The organism is Pelagerythrobacter sp. (genome assembly GCF_041912895.1).
GTDB lineage: Bacteria > Pseudomonadota > Alphaproteobacteria > Sphingomonadales > Sphingomonadaceae > Pelagerythrobacter.
In genome coordinates this window covers 782664-805715 of record NZ_JAYSGI010000001.1, presented here as the reverse complement: position 1 = coordinate 805715, position 23052 = coordinate 782664, and the positions used below count along the sequence as shown (strand labels likewise).

Here is a 23052-nt window from a genome sequence, read left to right as displayed (position 1 = left end):
GGATGACATCGATCAACGAGCGCCGCTTGTCCGCCGACCGCCGCACGCGGCAGGGCGGCCTGGCGCGGGATCTCGCCGCCGCGCTCGATCGCGGCGAGATCGAGGTGCTGTTCCAGCCGCAGTTCGCGTGCGCCGACGGAACGCTCGCGGGCGCGGAGGCGCTGGTGCGGTGGAACCATCCGCGACGCGGGCAGATCGGCGCCGAGGCGATGTTCGCGATCGCGAGCCGCGCGGGGACCGCCGAAGCGCTGACCCGGCACATCGGCATGCGGGCGTTGGCCGATGCCGGTCTATGGCCGGCGGACCTGCGCCTGTCGATCAACGTCACCGCCACCGACCTCGCGGCCGACGATTTCGCCGAATCGATGATCGCGATGATCGAAGCCGCCGGCTTCCCGCCGGGCCGGCTGACGCTCGAGATCACCGAGCAGGCGCTGGTGAGCGACGTGGAGCGCAGCGCGGCGCAGCTCGCGCTGCTGGCGGCGCGCGGTATCCGCCTTGCGCTCGACGATTTCGGCGCGGGGTTCTGCAACTTCCGCTATCTGAAGATCCTGCCGCTCGATTATCTCAAGCTCGACCGCACGATGGTCGAGGGCATCGTGTCGGACGCGCGCGATCTGGCCGTCCTGCGCGCGATCGTGGCGATGGCGAGCGCGCTCGATCTGGCGGTGATCGCCGAGGGGATCGAAAGCGAGGACCAGCTCGCCAGCGTGCGCAAGGAAGGCTGCGCGGTGTTCCAGGGCTTCCTGCGCGCGAAACCGATGACGGCCGATGCCTTCGCCGCACTCGCGCGGGGCGACTCCTAGGCGGGCGTCTTTTCCCGCCGCTCAGCCTTGCGGGCGACCCCGCTCAGCCCCTTGGTGAGCTGGAACAACCCGTTGAGGCGCGACTTCGGGTCGCCCCACGCCCGGTTGATGACCAGCTTCATATCCGGCCGTAGCTTGGCCGTGCCCTGCAGCCGGTCGACGTAGGCGAGCAGCCCGGCGGGATCGGGGAAATCGTCGTTGTGGAACGTCACCAGTGTGCCGCGCGCTCCGACATCGATCTTGGCGATGTTGGCGGCGATCGCCTGGTGCTTGATCTCGATCAGCCGCACGAGGTTGGCGGTGGCGTCGGGCAGGGGGCCGAAGCGGTCGATCATCTCGGCCGCCATCGCCTCGATCTCGGCTTTGTCCTTCGCGTCGTTGAGGCGGCGGTAGAGCGCCATGCGCACCGCGAGATCGGGCACGTAATCGTCGGGGATCATGATCGGCGCATCGACGGTGATCTGCGGGCTCAGCCCTTCGCTGTCGCGCTCCAGCCCGGCGTCGCCCGCCTTGGCGGCGAGGATCGCATCCTCCAGCATCGACTGATAGAGCTCGAAGCCGACCTCGCGGATATGACCCGATTGCTCGTCGCCCAGCAGGTTGCCCGCGCCGCGAATGTCGAGATCGTGGCTGGCGAGCTGGAACCCCGCGCCGAGGCTGTCGAGATCGCCGAGCACCTTGAGGCGCTTTTCCGCCACTTCCGACAGCGCGGTGTCGGCGCCGTAGGTCAGATAGGCGTAGGCGCGCAGTTTCGAGCGGCCGACCCGCCCGCGCAGCTGATAGAGCTGCGCGAGGCCGAAGATGTCGGCGCGGTGGATGATGATCGTGTTCGCGCTCGGCAGGTCGAGCCCGCTTTCGACGATCGTGGTCGCCAGCAGCACGTCGTACTTGCGCTCGTAGAACGCGCTCATCCGCTCCTCGATCTCGGTCGCGCCCATCTGGCCGTGCGCGGCGACGAACTTCACTTCGGGCACGTGCTCGTGCAGCCAGTCGGACACGCCCTCCATGTCGGAGATCCGGGGCACGACGATGAAGCTTTGCCCGCCTCGATGATGTTCGCGCAGCAGCGCCTCGCGCATCACCATGTCGTCCCATTCCATCACGTAGGTCCGCACCGCGAGGCGGTCGACCGGCGGAGTCTGGATCGTGGAAAGCTCGCGCAGCCCGCTCATCGCCATCTGCAAGGTGCGCGGGATCGGCGTGGCAGTGAGGGTGAGGACGTGGACGTCCGCGCGAAGCTGCTTGAGCTTTTCCTTGTGGGTGACGCCGAAGCGCTGTTCCTCGTCCACGATCACCAGGCCGAGATCGCGAAACTTCGTGTTCTTCGACAGGATCGCGTGGGTGCCGATCACGATATCGACGGTGCCTGCTGTCAGCCCCTCGCGCGTCTCGGTCATCTCCTTCGCCGGGACGAGTCGCGAAAGGCGCGCGACCTTGAGCGGGAAGCCCGCGAACCGCTCGACGAAATTGGCGTAGTGCTGGCGCGCGAGCAGCGTCGTCGGCGCGACCACCGCGACCTGCTGTCCCGCCATCGCAGCAACGAACGCGGCGCGCAGCGCGACCTCGGTCTTGCCGAAGCCGACATCGCCGCACACCAGCCGGTCCATCGGCTTGCCTTCGGCGAGGTCGCCGAGCACGTCCTCGATCGCGCGGTCCTGATCGTCGGTTTCCTGCCACGGGAAGCGTTCGGCGAACTGGTTGTAGCTCGCCTCCTCGGCCTCCAGCACCGGCGCCTTGCGGAGTGCGCGGCGTGCGGCGACCTGCATCAGCTCGCCCGCGATCTCGCGGATGCGCTCTTTCAGCCGCGCGCGGCGCTTCTGCCATGCCTCGCCGCCGAGCCGGTCGAGCATGACCGCCTCCTCGCTGCTGCCGTAACGGCTGAGCACGTCGATGTTCTCGACGGGGATGTAGAGCTTGTCGCCGCCGCGATACTCCAGCATCACGCAGTCGTGCTGGCTCTTGCCGACCGCGATCGGCTCCAGCCCCAGGTACTTGCCGATCCCGTGATCGACATGGACCACCAGATCGCCGCGATTGAGCGCCTGGAGTTCGGCCAGGAAGGCGTCGGAATCCTTGCGCTTCTTCTTGCGGCGGACCAGCCGATCGCCGAGCACGTCCTGTTCGGTCAGCAGTTCAAGATCGTCGTTCGCGAAGCCGGTCTCGAGCGGCAGGACGAGCGCGACGGGCTTCCCCTTCGCCGCCAGCCCGAGCGCTTCCTGCCACGTTTCGGCAAGTTGCGTCTGGGCTCCGGCTTCCGATAGGATCGAGGCGATCCGCGCGCGGCTGCCGGGCGTATAGGCGGCAAACAACGCCTTCTTTCCCGCCTTGCCGAGCGCACCGAGGTGCGCGGCCGCCGCTTCGTAGATGTTGTCGCCCCGCGCGCGCTCGGGCGCGAAATCGCGGGCTGAAGTGAAGCCGAAGTCCACCACCCGCTCGCTCTCGGGTTCGGCGAAGATCGTGGTGCGGTGGGCGGGCGCGGCGTCGAGCGCGGCGGAAAACTCGGCTTCGCCCAGATAGAGCGCATCGGCGGCGAGCGGGCGATAGCTGCCCTTGGCCTGCCCCGCGGTGCTGATGCGCTGGTCGTGGTAATCCGAAATATCGCCGAGCCGTTCCTCGGCCGCCTGCAAGGCCGCCGAATCGATCGCCACCAGATCGCCGCCGTCCAGATGGTCGAACAGCGTCGCCATGCGGTCCTCGAACAGGGGTAGCCAGTGCTCCATCCCGGCAAGGCGGCGGCCTTCGCTGACGGCTTCGTAGAGCGGGTCCTGCGTGGCGTTTGCGCCGAACATCTCGCGGTATCGGCTGCGGAAGCGCTTGATGCTGTCGTCGTCGAGCAGCGCCTCGCTCGCGGGCAGCAGCAAGTGCGATTTCAGCACGCCGGTGCTCATCTGCGTGGCGGGATCGAAGCTGCGCAGGCTTTCCAGCTCATCGCCGAAGAAATCGAGCCGCAGGCCCGCCTCGAGGCCCGAGGGAAACACATCGACGATCGAGCCGCGCACGGCGTATTCACCCTTGTCCACCACGGTATCGGTGCGGCTGTAGCCCTGCCGCTGGAGCAATGCGGCAAGGCTCTCGCGCCCGATCTCCACGCCCGGCTTGAATTCGCGCACGCTCTCGCGGATGCGGAACGGGGTGAGGACGCGCTGGAGCACGGCGTTTGCGGTGGTGACCAGCAGTTGCGCACTATCTTTGCCGGCCTGCAACCGATGCAATGCGGCGAGCCGCCGGGCGCTGACCGAAAGCGCGGGGCTCGCGCGGTCGTAGGGTAGGCAATCCCACGCCGGGAATTCCAGCACCTCCAGTTCGGGCGCGAAATACTGCGCCGCCTCGGCCACCGAATGCATCGCCGCATCGTCCGCCGCGATGAACACCGCGCGGCCTTTCGCGGCCCGCGCGAGATCGGCCATGACCAGCGGCTGCGCCCCGCGTGCGACCGAGGCGAGGGTCAGCGGGCGGTCGGCGGTGAGGATGCGGCGGATATCGGGCATGGCGTTTTTCCAGGTCGGATGCGCGGGGCGGGCACGCGCGAAAACCCGCCCGATGGGTTCGGACGGGGTAGCTGTCGGCGCTTCACATAGAGACTTGGCGGGAAATTCCCACCCGCAATCAGATGGTAACGTAGTCGAGCTTCTGCATCATCGCCATCCGGGCACCCGCGAACTGGTCCGGCACCGCCTGCGTCCCGAGCGCCCAGGCCATGACGTCGACGTCGTCTTCCTCCAGCAGCGCTTCGAACCACACGAGGTCGGGCTCGGCCCAGCTCTGGTGGTAGCGGTCGAAGAAACCGCCGATCATGTAGTCGGCCTCGCGCGTGCCGCGGTGCCAGGCGCGAAAGCGGGCGCGGGAAAGGCGGGTGGGATCGGGCATGGCGCGCGCCTATCGTTCGCGTCATCCCGGCGCAAGCCGGGATCGCTTTCCACCGGCGCGTTCCAACTGCACGCGATCCCGGCTTTCGCCGAGATGACGATAGAGGTTAAGAGCGTCGTCATGCGCCCCGAAATCCTCAACCCGCTGTTCGCCGAGACCGCGACGCTCGACGGCGTGGGGCCCAAGCTGGGCAAGCCGCTCGACAAGCTGGGGCTGACGCGGGTGAAGGACGTTGCTTACCACCTGCCCGAACGGTTCGTGACGCGGCGGCCGGTCGACAATCTCGATGCCGCGAGCGAGGGCGAACAGATCGTCATCGCGCTGACCCCGACCGAGCATCGCGCAGCGCGCAGCGGGCGCGGCCCCTATCGCGTGCTGGCGGAGGACGCAGTCGGCAACGTCTGCGCGCTGACCTATTTCGGTCGCGCGTCCTACACCGCGAAAAAGCAGCTTCCGGTGGGCGAGCGGCGCTGGATCGCCGGGCGGCTCGACCGCTACGGCGACATGCTCCAGATCGTCCATCCCGATCACGTCTCCGAAGAAGGCGGCGATGCGCTGGGGCGGTTATGCGAGCCGGTCTATGCCTTGTCCGAAGGGCTGACGCAGCCGAAGCTTGCGGGGCTGGTGACGCAGGCGCTGGCACGGCTTCCTGCGTTGTCCGAATGGATCGAGCCGGGCCAGCTCGCGCGGCAGGACTGGCCTGCCTGGGCCGACGCGCTGAAGCTGGCGCACAAGGACGAACACGCCGCCGCGCGCGAACGCCTCGCCTACGACGAATTGCTGGCCAACAGCCTCGCGCTCATGCTGGTGCGCGCGGACAACCGCCGTCGCAAAGGGCAGCCGCTGCAAGGCGACGGCCGTTTGCGCGCCAAGCTCGAGCTGCCGTTCCCGCTCACCGGCGCGCAGACTCGCTCGATCGGCGAGATCGAAGGCGATCTGGCCCAGGAAACGCCGATGCTGCGGCTGCTGCAAGGCGATGTCGGCGCGGGCAAGACGGTGGTCGCGCTGGAAGCGATGCTGATCGCGGTCGAGGCCGGAAAGCAGGCCGCGCTGCTCGCGCCGACCGAAATCCTCGCCCGCCAGCATTTCGAAACCTTGCGCGCGATGGCGCGGCCCACGGGCGCCGAGGTCGCGCTGCTGACGGGGCGCGACAAGGGCAGGGCGCGCGAATCGATCCTGATGGGGCTGATGGACGGATCGATCGACATCGTCGTCGGCACCCATGCGATCTTTCAGGAGAGCGTCGCCTACCGCGATCTCGCGCTGGTGGTGATCGACGAACAGCACCGCTTCGGCGTCGCCCAGCGGCTGCAACTAGCGGGCAAGGGGCGCCGCACGCCGCACACGCTGGCGATGACCGCCACCCCGATCCCGCGCACGCTGACGCTGGCACAGCACGGCGAGATGGACGTCAGCCGGCTCGACGAGATGCCGCCGGGCCGGCAGGCGATCGACACCCGCGTGGTCGCGCAGGAGAGGCTGGCGGATGTGGTCGAGGCGGTCGGGCGGCATATCGCGGGCGGGCAGCAGGCCTATTGGGTCTGCCCGATGGTGCGCGAGCTGGAGAGCGAGGACATCGCCGCGGCCGAAGCGCGCTACGCCATGCTGAAGGAGCGCTTCGGCGAAGCCGTCGTGCTCGTCCACGGCCAGCTCCGGCCCGAACTGAAGGATGCCGCGATGGAGCGGTTTGCGGGCGGCGATGCGAAACTGCTGGTCGCGACCACGGTGATCGAGGTCGGGGTCGACGTGCCCGCGGCCACGCTGATGGTGATCGAACAGGCCGAGCGCTTCGGCCTCGCCCAGCTCCACCAGCTTCGCGGCCGGGTGGGGCGGGGCAGCGAGAAATCCACCTGCCTGCTGCTGCGCGGCGATGCTTTGTCGGAAACCGGGCGCGAGCGGCTCGCCCTGATGCGCGAAACGCAGGACGGGTTCCGGCTGGCGGAAGAAGACCTGCGCCTGCGCGGCGGCGGCGAACTGCTCGGCACGCGCCAGTCGGGCGACACGCCGTTCCGCGTGGCGACGCTGGAACAGATCCAGCGCCTTTTGCCGCTGGCGCACGACGACGCGCGGCTACTGATCGAGCGCGATGGCGGGCTGGAGGGCGAACGCGGCGCGGCGGCGCGCATCCTGCTCTACCTGTTCGAGCGTGACTGGGGTGTGCAACTGCTCCGAGGGGGCTAGGTCAGGCGACCTTGCGCGACGGCGCGGCGCCGCTTGCACAGAGCGCCTCGGCCGCATCGAATTCGAGCGGTTCGGAAAAATAGTACCCTTGCGCCTGATCGCAGCCGAGCAGGCGCAGCGCCTCGATATGCTCCTCGGTCTCGGTCCCTTCGGCCACGATCGACACGCCGAGCCCACGCGCGAGTTCGATGATCGCCCTGACGATGTCGACCCCCGCTTGCCCCTCCGAGATCGCGCTCACGAACGAGCGGTCGATCTTGAGCGTCTCAAACGGGAATTTCTGGAGGTAGGAGAACGTCGAATACCCGGTGCCGAAATCGTCGATGCTGAGCGAGAGGCCGAGCGCGCGCAACTCGGCGATGACCGCGGCCGTCTCTTCGTCCTCTCCCAGCGCCACGCCCTCGGTCACCTCGAGGCTGATGCTGCCTGGCGCCACGCCGTGCCGTGCGATCAGGTCCGCGACCTGTTGCGGAAACGCCCGGCGCAGTTGCAGCGGCGAGACGTTGATGCTCATCCTGAGCGGCGCCTGCGCGCCGCGTCGCGCGTTCATCCGCGCCAGCGCCGCGAGCGCGCGGTCGAGCACCCAGTGGCCGAGCTCGTCGATCAGCTCGTTGTCCTCGATCAGCGGAATGAATTCCGATGGCGGAACGCTCTCGCCTTCGGGGCTCGACCAGCGGGCGAGCGCTTCGAATCCGTTGATCGCGCCATCGGCCAGCGCGACGATCGGCTGATAGGCGATCGAGAAACCGGTAAACCCGCCCGCGATACCTTCCGCGAGCTGTTGCAGCAGCCGATCGCGGCGTGCGGTTTCCTGGCGCCGCACCTCGTCGTGGACCATCACGCGTGACCGGCCCGCGGCCTTGGCCGCATACATCGCGTCGTCGGCGTCGCGGACGATCATCTCGCCATCGCGCGCACCATCGCCCGACTTGGCGAGCCCGACCGACACGCCGATCCGCACTGTGTGGCGGCCCAGCGCCAGCGGCGCGCCGACGGTTTGCACGATCCGGTGCGCGACCGCCTCCGCCACCGCATCGACGGTGACGGCATCGTCTTCGATCAGGATGCAGAATTCGTCGCCGCCCATGCGCGCTATCGTGGTCTGCGCACGCGCCGCGTCGCGCTCCACGCATTGCGCGAGCATTCCCGCGACCTCGACCAGCGCGGCATCGCCGATGGCGTGGCCGAAGCCGTCGTTGACCGCCTTGAACCGGTCGAGATCCAGGAACAGGACGCAATAGCCGGTGCCGGCGCGGGCCTGCATCTGCGCCGCGCGCTTGAGCCGGTCGGAGAAGAGCTGGCGGTTGGGCAAGCCGGTCAACGGATCGTGCAGCGCGTCGTGCGACAGGCGCTCGGCCATCTCGACCCGCTCGTGCATCCGCGCGACCTGCGCGGAGACCTGCATCAGCAGATCGAGCAGCCCTTCGCGCGGGGCGCTGTCCATCGGGGTCATGAACTCCATCACCGCGACCACCCGTTCGCCGCAGAGCACGGGTATCGCGATCGCGCAGCGCATGCCGCATTTCATCGCCACCAGCCGGCGAGCGAACGCCATGGCCGACTGGCCGATCGAATCCTCGACCACGGGTATCCGGCTGGCGATCGCTCGGGCGACCGGATCGTGGTTGCCCGCGATCGAGATCAATGCCTGTCTGGCGAAATGGCAGAGCGAGGCCGCATCCTCCCCGGTCGCCCGGGTTACGGCCGCCGGCTGCAGCGATTGCCCATCTTCGGCGAGAAAGAACACGCTGCCGAACGGCCAGCCCGTCCGCTCAAGCACGCCATCTACCGTTGCGACCAGCACCTCGTCGAGATTGCGCGCGTTGTTGGCGTGGGCCGCGACTTTGCCGAGCAGTTCGGCGTCGAGCTTGTGTTCGTAGAGGGCGCGCAAGCCGTCCTCAGCCGTGCGTTCGGCCTCGGCGCGCGCGGACCGTTCGCGCGCCAGCCGCGTTTCCAGCCGGTCGATCCTGTCCGCACAAGACGTGCAGACCGCGGCGGCCTGGTTCATCGCGTCCAGCTCGCGTCGAGCCGATCCGATGCGCCGCCCGGCTTCTCGACCGCGACCTTGTCGCCGTAGACCACCGCCGCGCCGTCGAGAAAGCCGTGGGCGAGATCGATCATGTCGCGCTGCGATTCGTATTGCAGGCTCACCGCGTTGTCGCCGTTGCGGCGCACGTGGAAGAACGGGCACACCGCATCAGGGTAGAGCTTGCGCACTTCGGGATGGATCATCTCGTTCACCGAGAGCACGAAATCCTGCGAAGTGGCGTGCGGATCGAACAGCGAAGGGTAGAGCTCGCGCAGCAGCGGCATGGCGTGCACGCCGAACCAGTGGAGCACTTGCGCGCGTGTCTGTCCGGTCTTCGCTGCGGCGGCGGCGACCAGCGCCTCGATATCTTCGTCGGCATAGTTGCCGAGCGAGCTGTACGCGCCGCTTACCCCGGCTTCGTCGATCAGGTCGTCCCAGATATCGGCGCCGAATTCGTCGGTTACGACCCGTTCCAGCAGGTTGAAAATCACGCCCTTCACGCCGGTGCTCCCCTTGGCTCGCCGGGCCTGAATACGGAGTCGAGGTTAGCGATATGCTAACGATGTCGCGGCTTCGGGCGAGCTTCTCACCGCGGAACCGGCAGGCGAATTGACCCGCCCGCATAAACCCTCGCCGAACCGGATTTTCGCCAGGCCGCACCAACAGCCCTTGTCATTGAGTGATCGCCAGATTCGCCGAACCGGAGGTTCCGATTTCCCGTCTGAGAGGGACACGCGGAAATTTCGGGTTGCAAATGGCAATCACTTGCCTAGGAGCAACTGCGATTGCTTCTCAATAGCCGCTATTTGCAATCCGGCGAAACAGGGCAGGATAATGAAATCAGCATTTGCAGCATTTTACGGCGTTTCGATACTCGCCATCGCGCAAGCCACTCCGGCGATCGCGCAGGATGAGGGCACTCCGCCCGCAGAGATCGAAGACGATCAGGTCGCGGTCGGCGATACGGTTCGCGCCGACGACGGCCAGATCGTGGTGACCGCCGAACGCCAGGCCGTTCAGGCGTTAGGCTCGACCACGATCTCCTCCGAAATGCTTGCCGAGCAGCCGCCCGTGAACGATCTGGCGGACATCATCCGCCGGCAGCCGGGCATCAACCTTACCGGCGCGGGCTCGGCCGGTACCTACGGTAACAACCGCCAGATCGATATTCGCGGCATGGGCCCGGAAAACACGCTGATCCTGGTCGACGGCAAACCCGTGTCGTCGCGCAATTCGGTGCGCATGGGCCGCGACGGCGAGCGCAATTCGCGCGGCGACACCAACTGGGTGCCGGCCGAAGAGGTCGAGCGGATCGAGATTCTGCGCGGCCCGGCTGCGGCCCGCTACGGCTCGGGGGCGGCCGGCGGCGTCATCAACATCATCACCAAGAGCCCGGCAGACGAATTTCGCGGTTCGGTCAGTGGGTTCGTGCTGGTCCCCGAGGACACGCGCGAGAGCAATACGAAGCGGGCCAACTTTTCGGTCGCCGGGCCGATCGCCACTGGGCTCGGCTTCAGGGTCTTCGGCAATTACAGCAAGACGACCGCCGACGATCCGTTCATCAACGCCGAGGCGGCCGATATCGAGGACGGGCTGGTTCCGCCCGGCGGCAGGGAAGGGGTCGAGAACAAGGACATCAACGGCCTGCTCAGGTGGGAGCCGAACGAGGTCCACCGCTTCGATATCGAAGGCGGATTCAGCCGTCAGGGCAGCGAGTACTCCGGTGAATACCGCCTCGGCAGCGGTGCATCGAGCCCGATCACCGAAGCGCTGATCGGCGAGGAAACGAACGTCCTCAAGCGCTACACCGGCAGCGGCGGATATCGCGGCAATTTCGATTTCGGCGAGTTCGAAGCACTGGTGCAATTCGAGGAAACGAAGAACCGCCGCCTGAACGAAGGCCTCGCCGGCGGCGGCGAAGGCACGATCAACACCGAAACCGAATTCTCCACCTCGACCCTGCGCAACTGGTTCACGCAAGGCACGCTGGACGTGCCGTTCGCGACCGGAGCGGCGCAGCACGTGATGACGTTCGGCGTCGAATATCGCTACGAATACCTCGACGATCCCTACGCCGTGTCGAACAGCCAGGGTATCGACCTGCCCGGCATCGACAACCCCGACATGCGCGATACCGAATCCGATGCGGACACGGTCGCGGCCTATGTGGAAGACAACGTCGTGCTGGGCCGGTTGACGCTGACGCCGGGCGTGCGGTTCGACCATCACTCCACCTTCGGCAGCAACTGGTCGCCCAGCTTCTCCGCATCGTATCAGGTGACGCCCACAGTCGTCATCAAGGGCGGGATCGCCAAGGCGTTCAAGGCGCCGAACCTCTACCAGTCGAACCCGAACTATCTCTACTACACCCGTGGCAACGGCTGCCCGGACAACTTCCCGAGCCTTGGCGGTGGCTGCTTCATCCAGGGCGACGAGAACCTGGAGCCGGAAACCAGCGTCAACAAGGAAGTCGGCATCGCCTTCCGCCCCGGCGGGTGGAACTTCAGCGCGACCTATTTCCGCAACGACTACGACCAGAAGATCATCGCCAACAACGTTCCGATCGGCACCGCGCCCTACAACGGCAGCCCGGCGCGAATCTTCCAGTGGTACAACACCGGCAAGGCGATCGTCGAAGGGCTGGAGGGCAACGTGCTGATCCCGTTCGCGCGCAATCTCGTGCTCAGCACCAACGTCACCTACATGATCCGCAACGAGGACCGCGAGACGGGCCGGCTGCTGTCGGTCATTCCCGAATACACGATCAACTCGACGCTGGACTGGGAGATCACCGACGACATCAAGTTCATCGGCACCTTCACCCGCTACGGCAAGCAGACGCCCAACGCGATCCTCTACAGCGGCGACGAACCGAGCGACGAGCAGTTGCTCCCGCGCGACCCCTACAACCTCGTATCCGCGAACCTGATCTTCGAGGCTACCGAAGCGCTGCGGTTCAGCATGGGGGTCAACAACCTGTTCGACGAACGGCTGTTCCGCGCCAGTTCGAACAATGGCGCGGGCGCGAACAACTACAACGAACCCGGCCGAGCGTTCTTCGTCCAAACGAATATGCGCTTCTGATCCGGCAAGCCCGACCCCGCCCCCCACGCCGAGTGAACCGGGGTGCGGGGCTTTCTATGCCCGCTTGAATCCGGCGCGCGCACCGATCGCGGCGACGGCAAGGCCCGCCGCGCAGAGTGCGTAGGGCAGCGCCGGGAAGACCGCATAGGCGGCCGTGCCGACCAGCGGCCCGATCACTACGCCCATGCCCTGCGCCATCGCCACCGATCCGGCGGCCGCGCCCTGCTCCCCCGCCTCCACGCAGTTCGCGGCGAGCGCCGGAACTGCGGGATAGATCATGCCCATCCCGCATGCGACGACGGCGTATCCCGCCCACACCAGCGGCACGCTCGCCGCCAGGGCGGTGACGGCAAAACCCGCTGCCGCGACGAGCGAACCGATCGCGATCAGCCTGATGGGCGGCCAGTCCACCTTCTGGATCGACGTCTGCGTCGCGACCAGCGCGACGCCGACGATCGCCAGAGCGCCCCCCGCCACCTCGGCGGCGGCGAAGGGATCGAGCGCGAGGCGATCGATCACGTAAAACCCGATCACGATCTGCGCGATTGCGACACAGAAGGCGGCGGCGAAACCGAACGCCATGGCGGGGTGCAGGCGGCGGTCGGAAAGCCGGGGCGCGGGCTTGGGTGCTCGCACCACCGGCGGGTCGCCCGGCAGGCGGGACCACAGCAGCACCAGCGCGGCGATCGGCAAGAGCGCGGTGATATAGAGCGGCAGCACGAGGCTCCATTCGCCCATCAATCCGGCAAGTCCCGGGCCGACGACCATGCCCGCCGAACTCGCCGCCCCGATCGCGGCCATGCTCTTCGCACGTCGCGCCGGTGCGACGGTATCGGCCACCACGGCGGCGGCGACCACCGGCACGGCGGCGTAGAACGTGCCCATGACTGCTCGGCCCACGACCAGTCCGGCGAAGGACAGCATCGCAGGGAAGGCGAACTGCCGCGCCGCATCGACGAACAGGGCCAGCGACAGGTAGGCCAAGGCGAAGCCGCCGAGACTGAGGAGCAGCACGGGCCGCCTGCCCACCCGGTCGCTCCTGACGCCCCAGACGCGCGACATCAGGATCCACGCGACCCCTGCTATCGCCATCGCGGAGCCGAGATGCCATGGCGCCAGCGAAAGGATGTGCGCCAGCGGCCCGGCAACGGCGACGAACGCCATCATCGCCATCGATCCGGTAAAGGCGGCCAGCATGAGCGGCGCGAGGGACAGGGCCGGGCCGCTCTTGCCATGGCCGGTGTCGGCTCCGGCCCTATCCATCTTGCATCGTTTTGTAATTTTCTGCCATCTTGCCGTTGCAATAGACCATCGAACCCGACAAAGGAACACAGGATCGCTATTGCGAGGCAATCGCTATATCGTGTCGCTTCTCGCGCTCATCGAAGGGGCTTTTTACAGTGTTCATTCTGCGGCGTGACGGCAAAGAATTGCGCGCGTTGGGCCTCCTGCGTCTGGTTCCGCCCGGTGCGCGCGGCGATCTCGAAAGCCGCTTGCGCAGTGTGTTCGCGCAGATGGCTGCCGAAGAGCCCCGCATCCTCGTCGGCGCACTGCCGTTCGATCCGCAGGGGGAGGAACTGCTCTACCAGCCGGCATCCCTGCGCTCGGCCCGTTTTACAGCGCCCGACGCGGTGGCCGGTGCCGGGCCTTTTGACCAGAAAGATATGTGTGAGGTTCCCGCGGCGCCTGAATACGCCGTCATGGTCTCCCGTGCACTGCACATGATCGGCGCGCCGGACCAAGCGCCGCTGCGCAAGGTCGTGCTGTCACGGCGCGTGGTGCTCGAACATGCTGACCGGCCGGACTATGATCGCCTTCTTTCCGTCCTTTCGGCCGACCCGGATGTCACGACCTACCGCGTCGATCTCGACCCCGCCGGAACCGGCGACGACCACCTGCTGATGGGCGCGACGCCGGAACTGCTGGTATCGCGCGACGGCGACCGGGTGGTCTCCGAGCCGCTGGCCGGCTCGCTGCCGCGCGGGCGCGATCCGGTGCAGGACCGCGAACGCGCCGCGGCGCTTCTGGCCTCGGACAAGGACCGGCGCGAGCACCGCATCACGGTCGAATACATCCTCGACCTGCTCGCTCCGCTGTGCAGCGACCTGCGCACGCCGGGTGGCATGGGCCTGCGCTCCACCATGACGATGTGGCACCTCGGCACGCGGATCGAGGGCACGCTGAAGCAAGACGCCCCCTCGGCGGTCGCGCTTGCCGCCATGCTCCACCCGACACCCGCGGTCGGCGGCCATCCGCGCGAGGCCGCGCTGGAAGCGATCCGCGAACTGGAGCCGCACGACCGCGGGTTCTATGCGGGCGCGGTCGGCCACGTCGACGAGCGCGGCGACGGTGAATGGCACGTCGCCCTCCGGTGCGCGCAGGTCGGAGGATCGCGCATCACGCTGCACGCGGGGGCGGGCATCGTCGAAGGTTCGGTGCCCGAAAGCGAGGTGCACGAGACGGCGGCGAAATTCCGTGCCATGCTGCGCGCTCTCGGAAGCCAGGACGCGCCGCGCCGCGCGAAAGCCTCGTAGATGAAACCGCTCGCCCAGCACTGGCCCCAACCGTTCGCCGCGCGCTACCGCGACGCCGGATACTGGACCGGTGAGACATTCGCCGACCTGCCCGCCCGCATGGCCGACAGCCACGGCGAGCGCACCGCGGTCGTCTGCGGCGAGCGGCGCTGGAGCTATACCCAATTGGCCGAACGGGCGGAGGTCGCCGCTGCCGGATTTCTCGCTCTCGGTTTTAAACCCGGCGCGCGGGTGCTGGTGCAACTGCCCAACGTGGCGGAATTCCTCTCGGTGGTGTTCGGCCTGTTTCGCGCCGGGATGATCCCGGTTTTCGCGCTGCCCGCGCACCGGCTGACCGAGGTCGCGCATTTCGCGCGCAAGTCCGAAGCCAAGGCGATCGTGGTGGCCGCCCGGCACGATGGGTTCGACTATCGCGCGCTCGCCGATCAGGTGATGGTGGAAGTGCCGGCGGTTCGCCACGCGGTGGTGGTCGGCGATCCCGGCCGCCACGTCGCCTTCGCCGACTTCGGCAACGGTGCCGAGCCGCCGACCCGTCCGAAGGTATCGTCAAGCGACGTCGCGCTGGTGCAGATTTCCGGCGGCAGCACCGGGCTTTCCAAGCTGATCCCGCGCACGCACGACGACTATCTCTATTCGATCCGCGCGAGCAACGCGATCTGCAGGATGATAGCCGACAGCGTCTACCTCGCGGCGCTGCCTGTGGCGCACAATTTCCCGATGAGTTCGCCCGGTATCTTCGGCGCGATCCGTGCCGGGGCGACCGTCGTCATGGCGACGAACCCTGCGCCCGAAGTCGCCTTTCCGTTGATCGCGCGCGAAGGCGTGACGATCACCGGCCTCGTTCCTCCGCTCGCGCTGCTGTGGCTGCGCGCCGCCGCGAAGACGCCGCACGACATCTCCAGTCTGGAGGTGCTGCAAGCGGGTGGCGCCAAGTTCATGCCCGAGGCGGCCCGGCGGGTACGGCCCGAACTCGGCTGCACCCTGCAACAGGTGTTCGGCATGGCGGAAGGGCTGGTCAACTACACCCGGCTCGACGACCCCGAAGACGTGATCGTGGAAACGCAGGGCCGCCCGATTTCGCCCGACGACGAAGTGCTGATCGTCGACGATGCTGGAGAGCCGGTGGCAGACGGCGAACCGGGCAACCTGCTCACCCGTGGCCCCTACACGATCCGCGCCTATCACGACGATCCGGCGGCCAACGCGCGCGCCTTTACCGACGACGGTTTCTACCGCACCGGCGACGTGGTGAAGCGCGTCCACGGCGGCAATCTGGTGGTGCAGGGCCGGGCGACCGATCACATCAACCGCGCGGGCGAAAAGATTTCCGCCGAGGAAGTCGAGGATCACCTGCTCGCGCACGAAAACGTGTTCGACGCGGCAGTTGTCTCGCTGCCCGACCGTTTCCTCGGCGAACGCATCTGCGCCTTCGTCGTCCCCGATGGCGTGCCGCCCGCGCCCGGCGAGATCAAGGCGTGGATGCGCGGGCGCGACATCGCTGCGTTCAAGGTGCCGGACCAGATCGTCTTCGTCGAGAGCTTCGCCACCACGGCGGTCGGCAAGATCAGCCGTAAGGAACTGCGCGCGCAGCTTCGTGAGCGGTTGCTGGCGGAAGGCGCCAGTGCGTGAGCGAGCCGCGCCGCCTGCCCACCGTCGCGCCCTACGACCTGCCGCGCGAGGCCGACCTGCCGCCATCGCGCGCCGACTGGTCGCTCGATATGTCGCGCGCCGCGCTGCTGGTGCACGACATGCAGGACTATTTCCTCGCCGCATTCGAACCGGGCAAGGCGCCGCTTGAGTCGCTGGTGGCCAATGTCGCCGCGCTGCTCGATCACTGCCGCGCGGCGGGCGTGCCGGTGTTCCACACCGCGCAGAAGGGCGCGCAGGACCGGCGCGACCGGGGGCTTCAGGGCGATCTGTGGGGGCCGGGAATGCGCGCCATTGCCGAACACGAGGCCGTCGCCGCGGCGGTGACCCCTGGGCCTGACGATATCGTGCTGGTCAAGCATCGCTACAGCGCGTTTCAGCGCAGCAACCTGGAAACCCTGGTGCACGCGCGCGGGCGGGACCAGTTGATGATCTGCGGCGTCTATGCCCACATCGGCTGTCAGGCGACCGCATACGAGGCGTTCCAGCGCGATGTGCATCCCTTTTTCATCGCCGATGCGCTGGCCGATTTCTCGCGCGAGTGGCACGATCTGGCGCTGCGGGCGGTTGCCGATTGCAGCGGCGTCGTACTGAGCACGCGGCAGGTTCTGGAGACTTTGAAATGACTGACACGTTGCGTGCCGACGTGGCTGAAATCCTCGAGATCGCGCCGGGCGACCTCGACGCCGATGCCAACCTGATGGATGCGGGGCTGGATTCGATACGCGCGATGAACCTCGCCTCATTGTGGGAAGAGCGCGGGTTACCGCTCGACTTTGCCGACCTGGGCGAAGCGCAGACCCTGGCGGAGCTTCAAGTTTTGCTGGAGCAAAGGCAGGCTGGGGTTTGATCGGCACACCCCGTCCCCTCACCGAAGCGCAATCGGGCCTGTGGTATTCGCAGGCGCTCGATCCGGCCAATCCGATCTTCAACACCGGGCAATATATCGACCTTTCCGGGCCGCTTGACGCTGCCGCGTTCCAGCGCGCCGTCGAGCAGGCGAGCCACGAGGCCGAGGCGCTGGCGCTGACGTTCCACGCCGGGGAGAACGGGCCGGAGCAGACGCTGGCCGGCGCCGCGCCGCGCCTTGTCGTGATCGACCTCTCCGATCGCCCCGATCCCGAGGGCGAGGCGCTCGCCGCAATACGCACGGCGATGGAAACGCCGGTCGATCTCGCAACCGGCCCGATCGGCTTCCAGACGCTCTATCGCCTCGCGCCCGAGCAGCACCTGTGGGCGCAGCAGGTCCACCACCTCGCCAACGACGGGTTCGGTATGGTCATGCTGACCAAGCGCGTAGCCGAACTTTATGCCGCGTTCCGCGAAGGCAAGGACGGCGCGGGCCGCCCGTTCGCTTCCCTCACCAGACTATGGGAGGAGGATGTCGCTTATCGCGCCAGCGAGGCGCGCGAAGACGACTGCGCATGGTGGCGCGATCATCTCGGCGGCCTCGACGACATCGCCGGAATGGCGCCGGGCCGCGCCATCTCGGCGCACCGCTTCCTGCGCCACGAACAGCCGATGGCGGAGGCGGCGCGCGGCGCGGTCGCCGCACTAGCCAAGGCGTCGGGCGCAAGTTGGCCCGACGTGCTGACCGCGCTCGTCGCCGCCTATTGCGATCGCTTCGTGGACGGCGACGGGATCGTGATCGGGATGCCGCACATGGGCCGCTTCGGCAGCGCGGCGGCGCGCGTACCCGCGATGGTGATGAACGTGCTGCCGCTGCACGTGGTGCCCGACGAGGACATGCCGCTAGCTGAGTGGCTCCGGCAGGCGAGCGCCACAATGCAGGAGGCGCGCCGCCACGGCCGCTATCGCAGCGAGCAGGTGCGGCGCGATCTCGGGCTGATCGGCGGCGAGCGGCGGCTGCATGGCCCGCTGGTCAACGTCCAGCCCTACGACCGACCGCCGCGCTTCGCCGGTCTCGATGCAACGCTCCACGTCACCGGCACCGGGCCGGTGGAAGACATCGCGTTCACGTTCCGCGGCGATCTGGCGAGTGCGATCACGCTCGAAGTCGACGCCAACCCCGATCTCTACGGCGATTCCGAAATCGCGGCCCATGCCGCGCGGCTCGAAACCTTCCTCTCCGCCGCCACCGATGCGGTGCGCCTCGCCGACATCCCGACCGCCACGCCCGACGAGGCGCGGCGCGAGATCGAGGCGTTCAACGCCACCGATCACCCGCTGTCCGACGCGTCGCTCGCCGAACTGATCGAGCGCGCGATGGTGGCCCACCCCGATGCCGAGGCCGTGCGCTTCGAAGGCCGCGCGCTGACCTATGCCGAGCTGGACCAGCGCACCGCCGCGCTGGCCGGACAACTGCGCGATCGGGGCGTGACGGCGGAAACGATCGTCGCGGTCGCGCTGACCCGATCGCTTGAGCTGGTGGTCGCGCTGGTCGCGGTGCTGCGCGCGGGCGGCGCCTATCTGCCGCTCGATCTCGAGCATCCGGCGGCGCGGGTCGCTGCGATCCTCGATAGCGCCGCGCCTGCCGCCGTGCTGGCCGACAGCGATCCGCACGACCTCTACGGCGAGCGCCTGCTGCGCCCCGCCGATTGGGGCGACACCGCGCCGCACGATCTGCCGCTGCCAGACCATGCCGCCTACGTGATCTACACCTCAGGCTCGACCGGTGATCCCAAGGGTGTTGTCGTTACCCACCGGGCGATCGTGAACCGGCTGGCGTGGATGGGCGCGCATTACGGTTTCAACGCTAGCGACCGCATCCTGCAAAAGACCCCGGCGACGTTCGACGTGTCGGTGTGGGAGTTCTTCCTCCCGCTCACGCTCGGCGCCACGCTGGTCGTCGCGCCGCCGGGTGCGCACCGCGATCCCGCCGCCATCGCCGCACTGATCCGCGACGAAGCGATCACGACGCTGCATTTCGTGCCCTCAATGCTCGCCGCCTTCCTCGACGCGCCCGACAGCGAAGGGCTGTCGCTCGCACGTGTATTCTGCAGCGGCGAGGAACTGCCGGCCGACTTGCGCGACCGCTTCCACCGGCGGATCGGCGCGCAGTTGCACAACCTTTACGGCCCGACCGAGGCGGCGGTGGACGTCAGCTACTGGCGCGCCGGACTGGAGGATGACGCGCGCCCCGTGCCGATCGGCTGGCCGGTGTGGAACACGCGTCTGCTAATCCTCGATGCGCGGATGCGCCCGGTGCCGCCGGGAGGGGCGGGGGAACTCCACCTCGGCGGCGTGCAACTGGCGCGCGGCTATCTCGGCCGCGACGATCTGACCGCCGAGCGCTTCGTGCCCGACCCGTTCCACCCCGGCGAGCGTCTGTACCGGACCGGCGATCTCGCGCGGCGCAGGGCGGACGGGGCGGTGATCTTCCTCGGCCGCAACGATCATCAGGTGAAGATCCGCGGCCTGCGGATCGAACTGGGCGAGATCGAGGCGGCGATCGCCGCGTCCGGCCTTACCCGCGCCGCGACCGTGCAGGCGGTGGACGGGCGGATCGTTGCCTATGTCGTCTCGCGGGATGGCTTCGACGAAGCGGCCCTGCGCGATGCGCTCGCCGCGCACCTTCCGGCCTACATGGTCCCGGCGGCTTTCGTGCCGCTCGACGCGCTGCCGGTGACGGCCAACGGCAAGCTCGACCGCAGTGCGCTGCCCGTGCCTGCCTTCGCCAGCGCCGGAGGATCGGCGCCGCAGGGCCACGACGAGGAGAGGCTGGCGGCGCTCTATGCCGAAGTGCTCGAAATCGACGGGCCGATCGGGCGCGAAGACGATTTTTTCGCGCTCGGCGGGGATTCGCTGTCGGCGGTGCGGTTGATGCTGCGCGTTGCCGAGGAATGGGGCCATGACCCCGGTTTTGGCGCACTGTTCGAGACGCCCGACATCGCCGGGCTAGCCGCGCGGATCGCCGCCGGGCCAGCGATCCGCGACGAGGGGCTCGCGCCGCTCGTCACCTTCGCGCGCGGCGACGATAACGACCTGCCGCCACTGTTCCTGATCCACCCGGCGGGCGGGATCGGCTGGGGCTACCGCACGCTGGCGAGTGCGCTGTCGCCGCGGCGAACTGTCCATGCCTTGCAGTCGCCCGCGCTCGATCTGGCGAATCCCCTGCCCGACAGCATCGAGGCGCTGGCGGCGGATTACGCCGCACGGATCGTCGAGGCCCATCCGCGCGGTCCATGCCATATCGGCGGCTGGTCGGTCGGCGGCCTGATCGCGCAGGCGGTGGCAGCCGAACTGGAGGCGCAGGCGCGCGAGGTCGGGCTGGTCGCCTTGCTCGACGCCTATCCCGCCGAATGCTGGCGCGCCGAACCCCAGCCGACCGAGGCCGAGGCGCTGCGCGCCCTACTGGCCATCGCGGGCTACGATCCGGAGGGATATCCTCAGCTCGACACGCGCACCAAAGTTCTCGCCTTTCTGCGTGCGGGCGACAGCGCGCTCGGCAATCTGCCCGATGCTGTGCAGGACGGGGTGATCCGCACCGTACTCGACACCAATCGGTTGGTGCGCGCGCATTACCATCGGCCGTTCGGCGGCACGCTGACCCATATCCGCGCCGATGCCGATCACGCGGCGCGACCCGATCTGCAGGCCGATCTGTGGCGTCCCCATTGCGGCGCGCTCGACGCCATCGGCGTGCCGTTCCTCCACCCCGAACTGCCCGGCGCGCAGGCCAGCGCGCTGATCGCGCCTGCACTATCGCAACGGATGCTGGCCCACGAGAGGATCGACGCATGAGCCGCCCCACCGGCCTCGCAGGCCGCATCGCCCTCGTCACCGGCGCGGGCGGCGGGATCGGCGCTGCCGTCGCCCGCCTGTTGCGTGAGGAAGGCGCGCGGGTGATCGCGACCGAGATCGCCGCCGCCGATGGTGTCGAACCGCTCGATGTGGCCGACAGCGCCGCCGTCGATGCCCTCGTCGCGCGGGTGGAAGACGAGGCCGGGCCGGTCGACCTCGGGGTCAACGTCGCGGGCGTGCTGTCGAACCTGCCGGTGTGGGACACGGACGACGCGGAATGGCGGCGCGTCTTCGCGGTCAACACCGACGGCGTGTTCCACGTCTGCCGCGCGCTCGCCCGGCGGATGAAGGAGCGGCGGCGCGGCAGCATCGTCACGGTCGGATCGAACGCGGCGGGCGTGCCGCGCCACGCGATGGCCGCTTATGCCGCGTCGAAGGCGGCGAGCCACATGTTCATGCGCTGCCTGGGGCTGGAGCTCGGCGAATACGGCGTGCGCTGCAACACCGTCGCCCCCGGATCGACGCTGACGCCGATGCAGACCGGCATGTGGGCCGACGAAAGCGGGGCCGAGCGCGTGATCGCGGGCCTTCCCGGAGCGTACAAGACGGGCATTCCGCTCGGCAAACTGGCGAGCCCGGAAGACGTGGCCGAGGCGGTGATCTTCCTGCTGAGCGAGCGGGCGGGGCACATCACGATGGCCGATCTCTACGTCGATGGCGGGGCGACGCTGCGGGCATGACGATGCGCGCCCTCGTGTCCACCGCACTCGTGTGCCTGTTGGCGGCGCTCGCTTTTCCCGCCGCTGCGCAGCCGCGCATGGACCTGACCGCGCCTGAAACGATCGCCGATCGCGGTGCACCGGGCTATCGCTTCGAAACCCTGCATATCGCGAGCGAGGACGGCGAGCGGCGATACCGCGTGACTGTGGGCATTCCCGAAGGCGCGCTGCCTGCCACTGGCCGCCCGGCGCTATGGATGCTCGATGGCAAGGCAGCGCTCGCCCATATCGACGAAGCGCTGCTGGCCGAAGTCGATGCAAACGCACGCCCGGTGCTCGTCGCGATCGGTCACGACACGCCACTGCGCCTCGACGCGGCGGAGCGGTATCGCGACTACACGCCGAGCGCCGGAACGCACAATTCGCGCGGGCGACAGGGCGGCGGCGCGAATGCGTTTCTCGACACCATCGAACACCGCATCCGGCCCGAGGTGGCGAAGCTGACTCGGCTCGATCCCGAGCGGCAGGCGCTATGGGGCCACAGCCTCGGCGGCCTGTTCGTGCTGCACACGCTGTTCGAACGGCCCGATGCCTTCTCGCACTATTTCGCGACCAGTCCCTCGCTGTGGTGGGACGAAGGCGTGATCGTCGAGGCCGGACGTGCATTCGCCGGCGCGGCGGACAAGCACGTCGTGATCGCGACCGGATCGGACGGCGGATCGCCCCGGCGGCGCGAAGCACGCAGCCGTTTCGCAGGCCCGACGACGGACGAATTCGTCGAAGCACTGGCGAACAAGCCCGGCCTCGACGTGCGCCGCATCACTTATCCCGGCCTCGGCCACGGGGGAACGCTGCGGGCCAGCATTCCCGACGCTCTGCGCGCGGCGATCCGATCGGAGCCTACGCCCTAGGATCGCCCGCCATGCGCGCCAGCGTGTCGTCGCGCCACCAGAAGCGGTGGATGGCGACCATCGCGACATGACCGACGATCAGCGCCAGCAGCAGCCAGGCCAGGGTGCTATGGGCGAAATTGGCGGGCGCCGTCATCCATTCGATCTCGCCGCCCGTCGCCCCGCGCAACTGCACGCCGAACACCGAGACCGGATCCTCGCTGCCGAACAGGCGCAGCACGGCGAGCGAGGGCACGATCACCATCAGCGCGTAGAGCGCGAAGTGGCCGACCTTCGCCAGCGCGCCGACCACGCCGGGATGGTCGGGCCTGGCCTTGCGCTGGCTCAAGGCCCAGACCGCGCGCACCAGGATCAGCACGAACAGCAGCGACCCGATCGATACGTGCGATCCGACCCAGAAACCCGTCAACGGGGTGCGCCCGACGATTTCCTTCGCGAGCATGCCGCCCAATTGCCAAGCGAGAAGCGCGGCGATGCCCCAGTGCAGCAGCCGGGTGACGGTACCGTAGCGGATCTTCGTGTCGTTCAGCGGCAAGCGGGCTATCCTTTCGAAAGTATTGCGACGGCAGG

General features: G+C 68.2%; 16 protein-coding genes. 10 read left to right on the top strand and 6 right to left on the bottom strand.

The window, feature by feature from the left end; all coding sequences use genetic code 11:
- The first annotated feature begins 2 nt into the window (after positions 1-2).
- Positions 3-806, top strand: coding sequence for an EAL domain-containing protein (locus ACE3QC_RS04005; protein WP_374405816.1), 804 nt, complete (start codon positions 3-5; stop codon positions 804-806).
- Here the strand turns inward: ACE3QC_RS04005 and mfd are convergent.
- Complete coding sequence (mfd, locus tag ACE3QC_RS04000) at positions 803-4294, bottom strand: transcription-repair coupling factor (RefSeq protein ID WP_374405815.1); 3492 nt, start codon at positions 4292-4294, stop codon at positions 803-805. The genes ACE3QC_RS04005 and mfd overlap by 4 nt on opposite strands.
- Before the next feature lie 118 nt (positions 4295-4412).
- The gene (locus ACE3QC_RS03995; RefSeq protein WP_374405814.1) at positions 4413-4673 is read right to left on the bottom strand and encodes a succinate dehydrogenase assembly factor 2; all 261 of its coding nucleotides are present in this window, start codon (positions 4671-4673) and stop codon (positions 4413-4415) included.
- 120 nt (positions 4674-4793) lie between these two features.
- Here ACE3QC_RS03995 and recG point away from each other — a divergent pair, with 120 nt between their 5' ends.
- Entirely contained in the window at positions 4794-6854 is a 2061-nt protein-coding gene (gene recG / locus ACE3QC_RS03990; RefSeq protein WP_374405813.1) for an ATP-dependent DNA helicase RecG, read from the top strand.
- A gap of 1 nt (position 6855) precedes the next feature.
- Here recG and ACE3QC_RS03985 read toward each other — a convergent pair whose 3' ends face one another.
- Complete coding sequence (locus ACE3QC_RS03985) at positions 6856-8862, bottom strand: putative bifunctional diguanylate cyclase/phosphodiesterase (protein ID WP_374405812.1); 2007 nt, start codon at positions 8860-8862, stop codon at positions 6856-6858.
- On the bottom strand, positions 8859-9383 hold the full coding sequence (locus ACE3QC_RS03980) for a heme NO-binding domain-containing protein (protein ID WP_374405811.1): 525 nt from the start codon (positions 9381-9383) through the stop codon (positions 8859-8861). Before ACE3QC_RS03980 ends, ACE3QC_RS03985 begins: the two co-directional genes overlap by 4 nt.
- A gap of 334 nt (positions 9384-9717) precedes the next feature.
- Here ACE3QC_RS03980 and ACE3QC_RS03975 point away from each other — a divergent pair, with 334 nt between their 5' ends.
- Positions 9718-11967, top strand: a complete 2250-nt coding sequence (locus tag ACE3QC_RS03975) for a FepA family TonB-dependent siderophore receptor (protein WP_374405810.1) — start codon at positions 9718-9720, stop codon at positions 11965-11967.
- A 54-nt stretch (positions 11968-12021) separates the two neighbouring features.
- Here ACE3QC_RS03975 and ACE3QC_RS03970 read toward each other — a convergent pair whose 3' ends face one another.
- Positions 12022-13230: an MFS transporter gene (locus ACE3QC_RS03970; protein WP_374405809.1), complete on the bottom strand. Its 1209-nt coding sequence runs from the start codon at positions 13228-13230 to the stop codon at positions 12022-12024.
- 176 nt (positions 13231-13406) lie between these two features.
- Here ACE3QC_RS03970 and ACE3QC_RS03965 point away from each other — a divergent pair, with 176 nt between their 5' ends.
- Genes ACE3QC_RS03965 through ACE3QC_RS03935 form a run of 7 tightly spaced genes read left to right on the top strand, consistent with a single transcriptional unit; the run spans position 13407 to position 22482 of the window.
- Complete coding sequence (locus ACE3QC_RS03965) at positions 13407-14501, top strand: isochorismate synthase MenF (RefSeq protein WP_374405808.1); 1095 nt, start codon at positions 13407-13409, stop codon at positions 14499-14501.
- Positions 14502-16130 carry a (2,3-dihydroxybenzoyl)adenylate synthase gene (locus ACE3QC_RS03960; RefSeq protein WP_374405807.1) on the top strand — a complete coding sequence of 543 codons (1629 nt, stop codon included), beginning with the start codon at positions 14502-14504 and terminating at the stop codon, positions 16128-16130.
- Entirely contained in the window at positions 16127-16774 is a 648-nt protein-coding gene (locus tag ACE3QC_RS03955; RefSeq protein WP_374405806.1) for an isochorismatase family protein, read from the top strand. The genes ACE3QC_RS03960 and ACE3QC_RS03955 overlap by 4 nt, the downstream gene beginning before the upstream one ends.
- Entirely contained in the window at positions 16771-16998 is a 228-nt protein-coding gene (locus ACE3QC_RS03950; RefSeq protein ID WP_374405805.1) for a phosphopantetheine-binding protein, read from the top strand. The genes ACE3QC_RS03955 and ACE3QC_RS03950 overlap by 4 nt, the downstream gene beginning before the upstream one ends.
- The gene (locus tag ACE3QC_RS03945; protein WP_374405804.1) at positions 16995-20852 is read left to right on the top strand and encodes an amino acid adenylation domain-containing protein; all 3858 of its coding nucleotides are present in this window, start codon (positions 16995-16997) and stop codon (positions 20850-20852) included. Before ACE3QC_RS03950 ends, ACE3QC_RS03945 begins: the two co-directional genes overlap by 4 nt.
- On the top strand, positions 20849-21592 hold the full coding sequence (locus ACE3QC_RS03940; protein WP_374405803.1) for a 2,3-dihydro-2,3-dihydroxybenzoate dehydrogenase: 744 nt from the start codon (positions 20849-20851) through the stop codon (positions 21590-21592). The genes ACE3QC_RS03945 and ACE3QC_RS03940 overlap by 4 nt, the downstream gene beginning before the upstream one ends.
- Positions 21589-22482 (top strand): alpha/beta hydrolase, encoded by an 894-nt coding sequence (locus tag ACE3QC_RS03935; RefSeq protein WP_374405802.1) that lies wholly within the window; start codon positions 21589-21591, stop codon positions 22480-22482. Before ACE3QC_RS03940 ends, ACE3QC_RS03935 begins: the two co-directional genes overlap by 4 nt.
- Here ACE3QC_RS03935 and ACE3QC_RS03930 read toward each other — a convergent pair.
- A complete protein-coding gene (locus ACE3QC_RS03930; protein ID WP_374405801.1) occupies positions 22472-23017 on the bottom strand; it encodes a cytochrome b in 546 nt (181 codons plus the stop codon). The genes ACE3QC_RS03935 and ACE3QC_RS03930 overlap by 11 nt on opposite strands.
- Positions 23018-23052 lie beyond the last annotated feature (35 nt).

Bases quoted from the DNA above. Each gene is read 5' to 3' on its own strand.
- ACE3QC_RS04005 (WP_374405816.1), top strand. From the start codon at position 3: ATGACATCGATCAACGAGCGCCGCTTGTCCGCCGACCGCCGCACGCGG.
- ACE3QC_RS03935 (WP_374405802.1), top strand. From the start codon at position 21,589: ATGACGATGCGCGCCCTCGTGTCCACCGCACTCGTGTGCCTGTTGGCG.
- ACE3QC_RS03940 (WP_374405803.1), top strand. From the start codon at position 20,849: ATGAGCCGCCCCACCGGCCTCGCAGGCCGCATCGCCCTCGTCACCGGC.
- ACE3QC_RS03970 (WP_374405809.1), bottom strand. From the start codon at position 13,230: ATGGATAGGGCCGGAGCCGACACCGGCCATGGCAAGAGCGGCCCGGCC.
- ACE3QC_RS03975 (WP_374405810.1), top strand. From the start codon at position 9,718: ATGAAATCAGCATTTGCAGCATTTTACGGCGTTTCGATACTCGCCATC.
- ACE3QC_RS03950 (WP_374405805.1), top strand. From the start codon at position 16,771: ATGACTGACACGTTGCGTGCCGACGTGGCTGAAATCCTCGAGATCGCG.
- recG (WP_374405813.1), top strand. From the start codon at position 4,794: ATGCGCCCCGAAATCCTCAACCCGCTGTTCGCCGAGACCGCGACGCTC.
- mfd (WP_374405815.1), bottom strand. From the start codon at position 4,294: ATGCCCGATATCCGCCGCATCCTCACCGCCGACCGCCCGCTGACCCTC.
- ACE3QC_RS03960 (WP_374405807.1), top strand. From the start codon at position 14,502: ATGAAACCGCTCGCCCAGCACTGGCCCCAACCGTTCGCCGCGCGCTAC.
- ACE3QC_RS03985 (WP_374405812.1), bottom strand. From the start codon at position 8,862: ATGAACCAGGCCGCCGCGGTCTGCACGTCTTGTGCGGACAGGATCGAC.
- ACE3QC_RS03995 (WP_374405814.1), bottom strand. From the start codon at position 4,673: ATGCCCGATCCCACCCGCCTTTCCCGCGCCCGCTTTCGCGCCTGGCAC.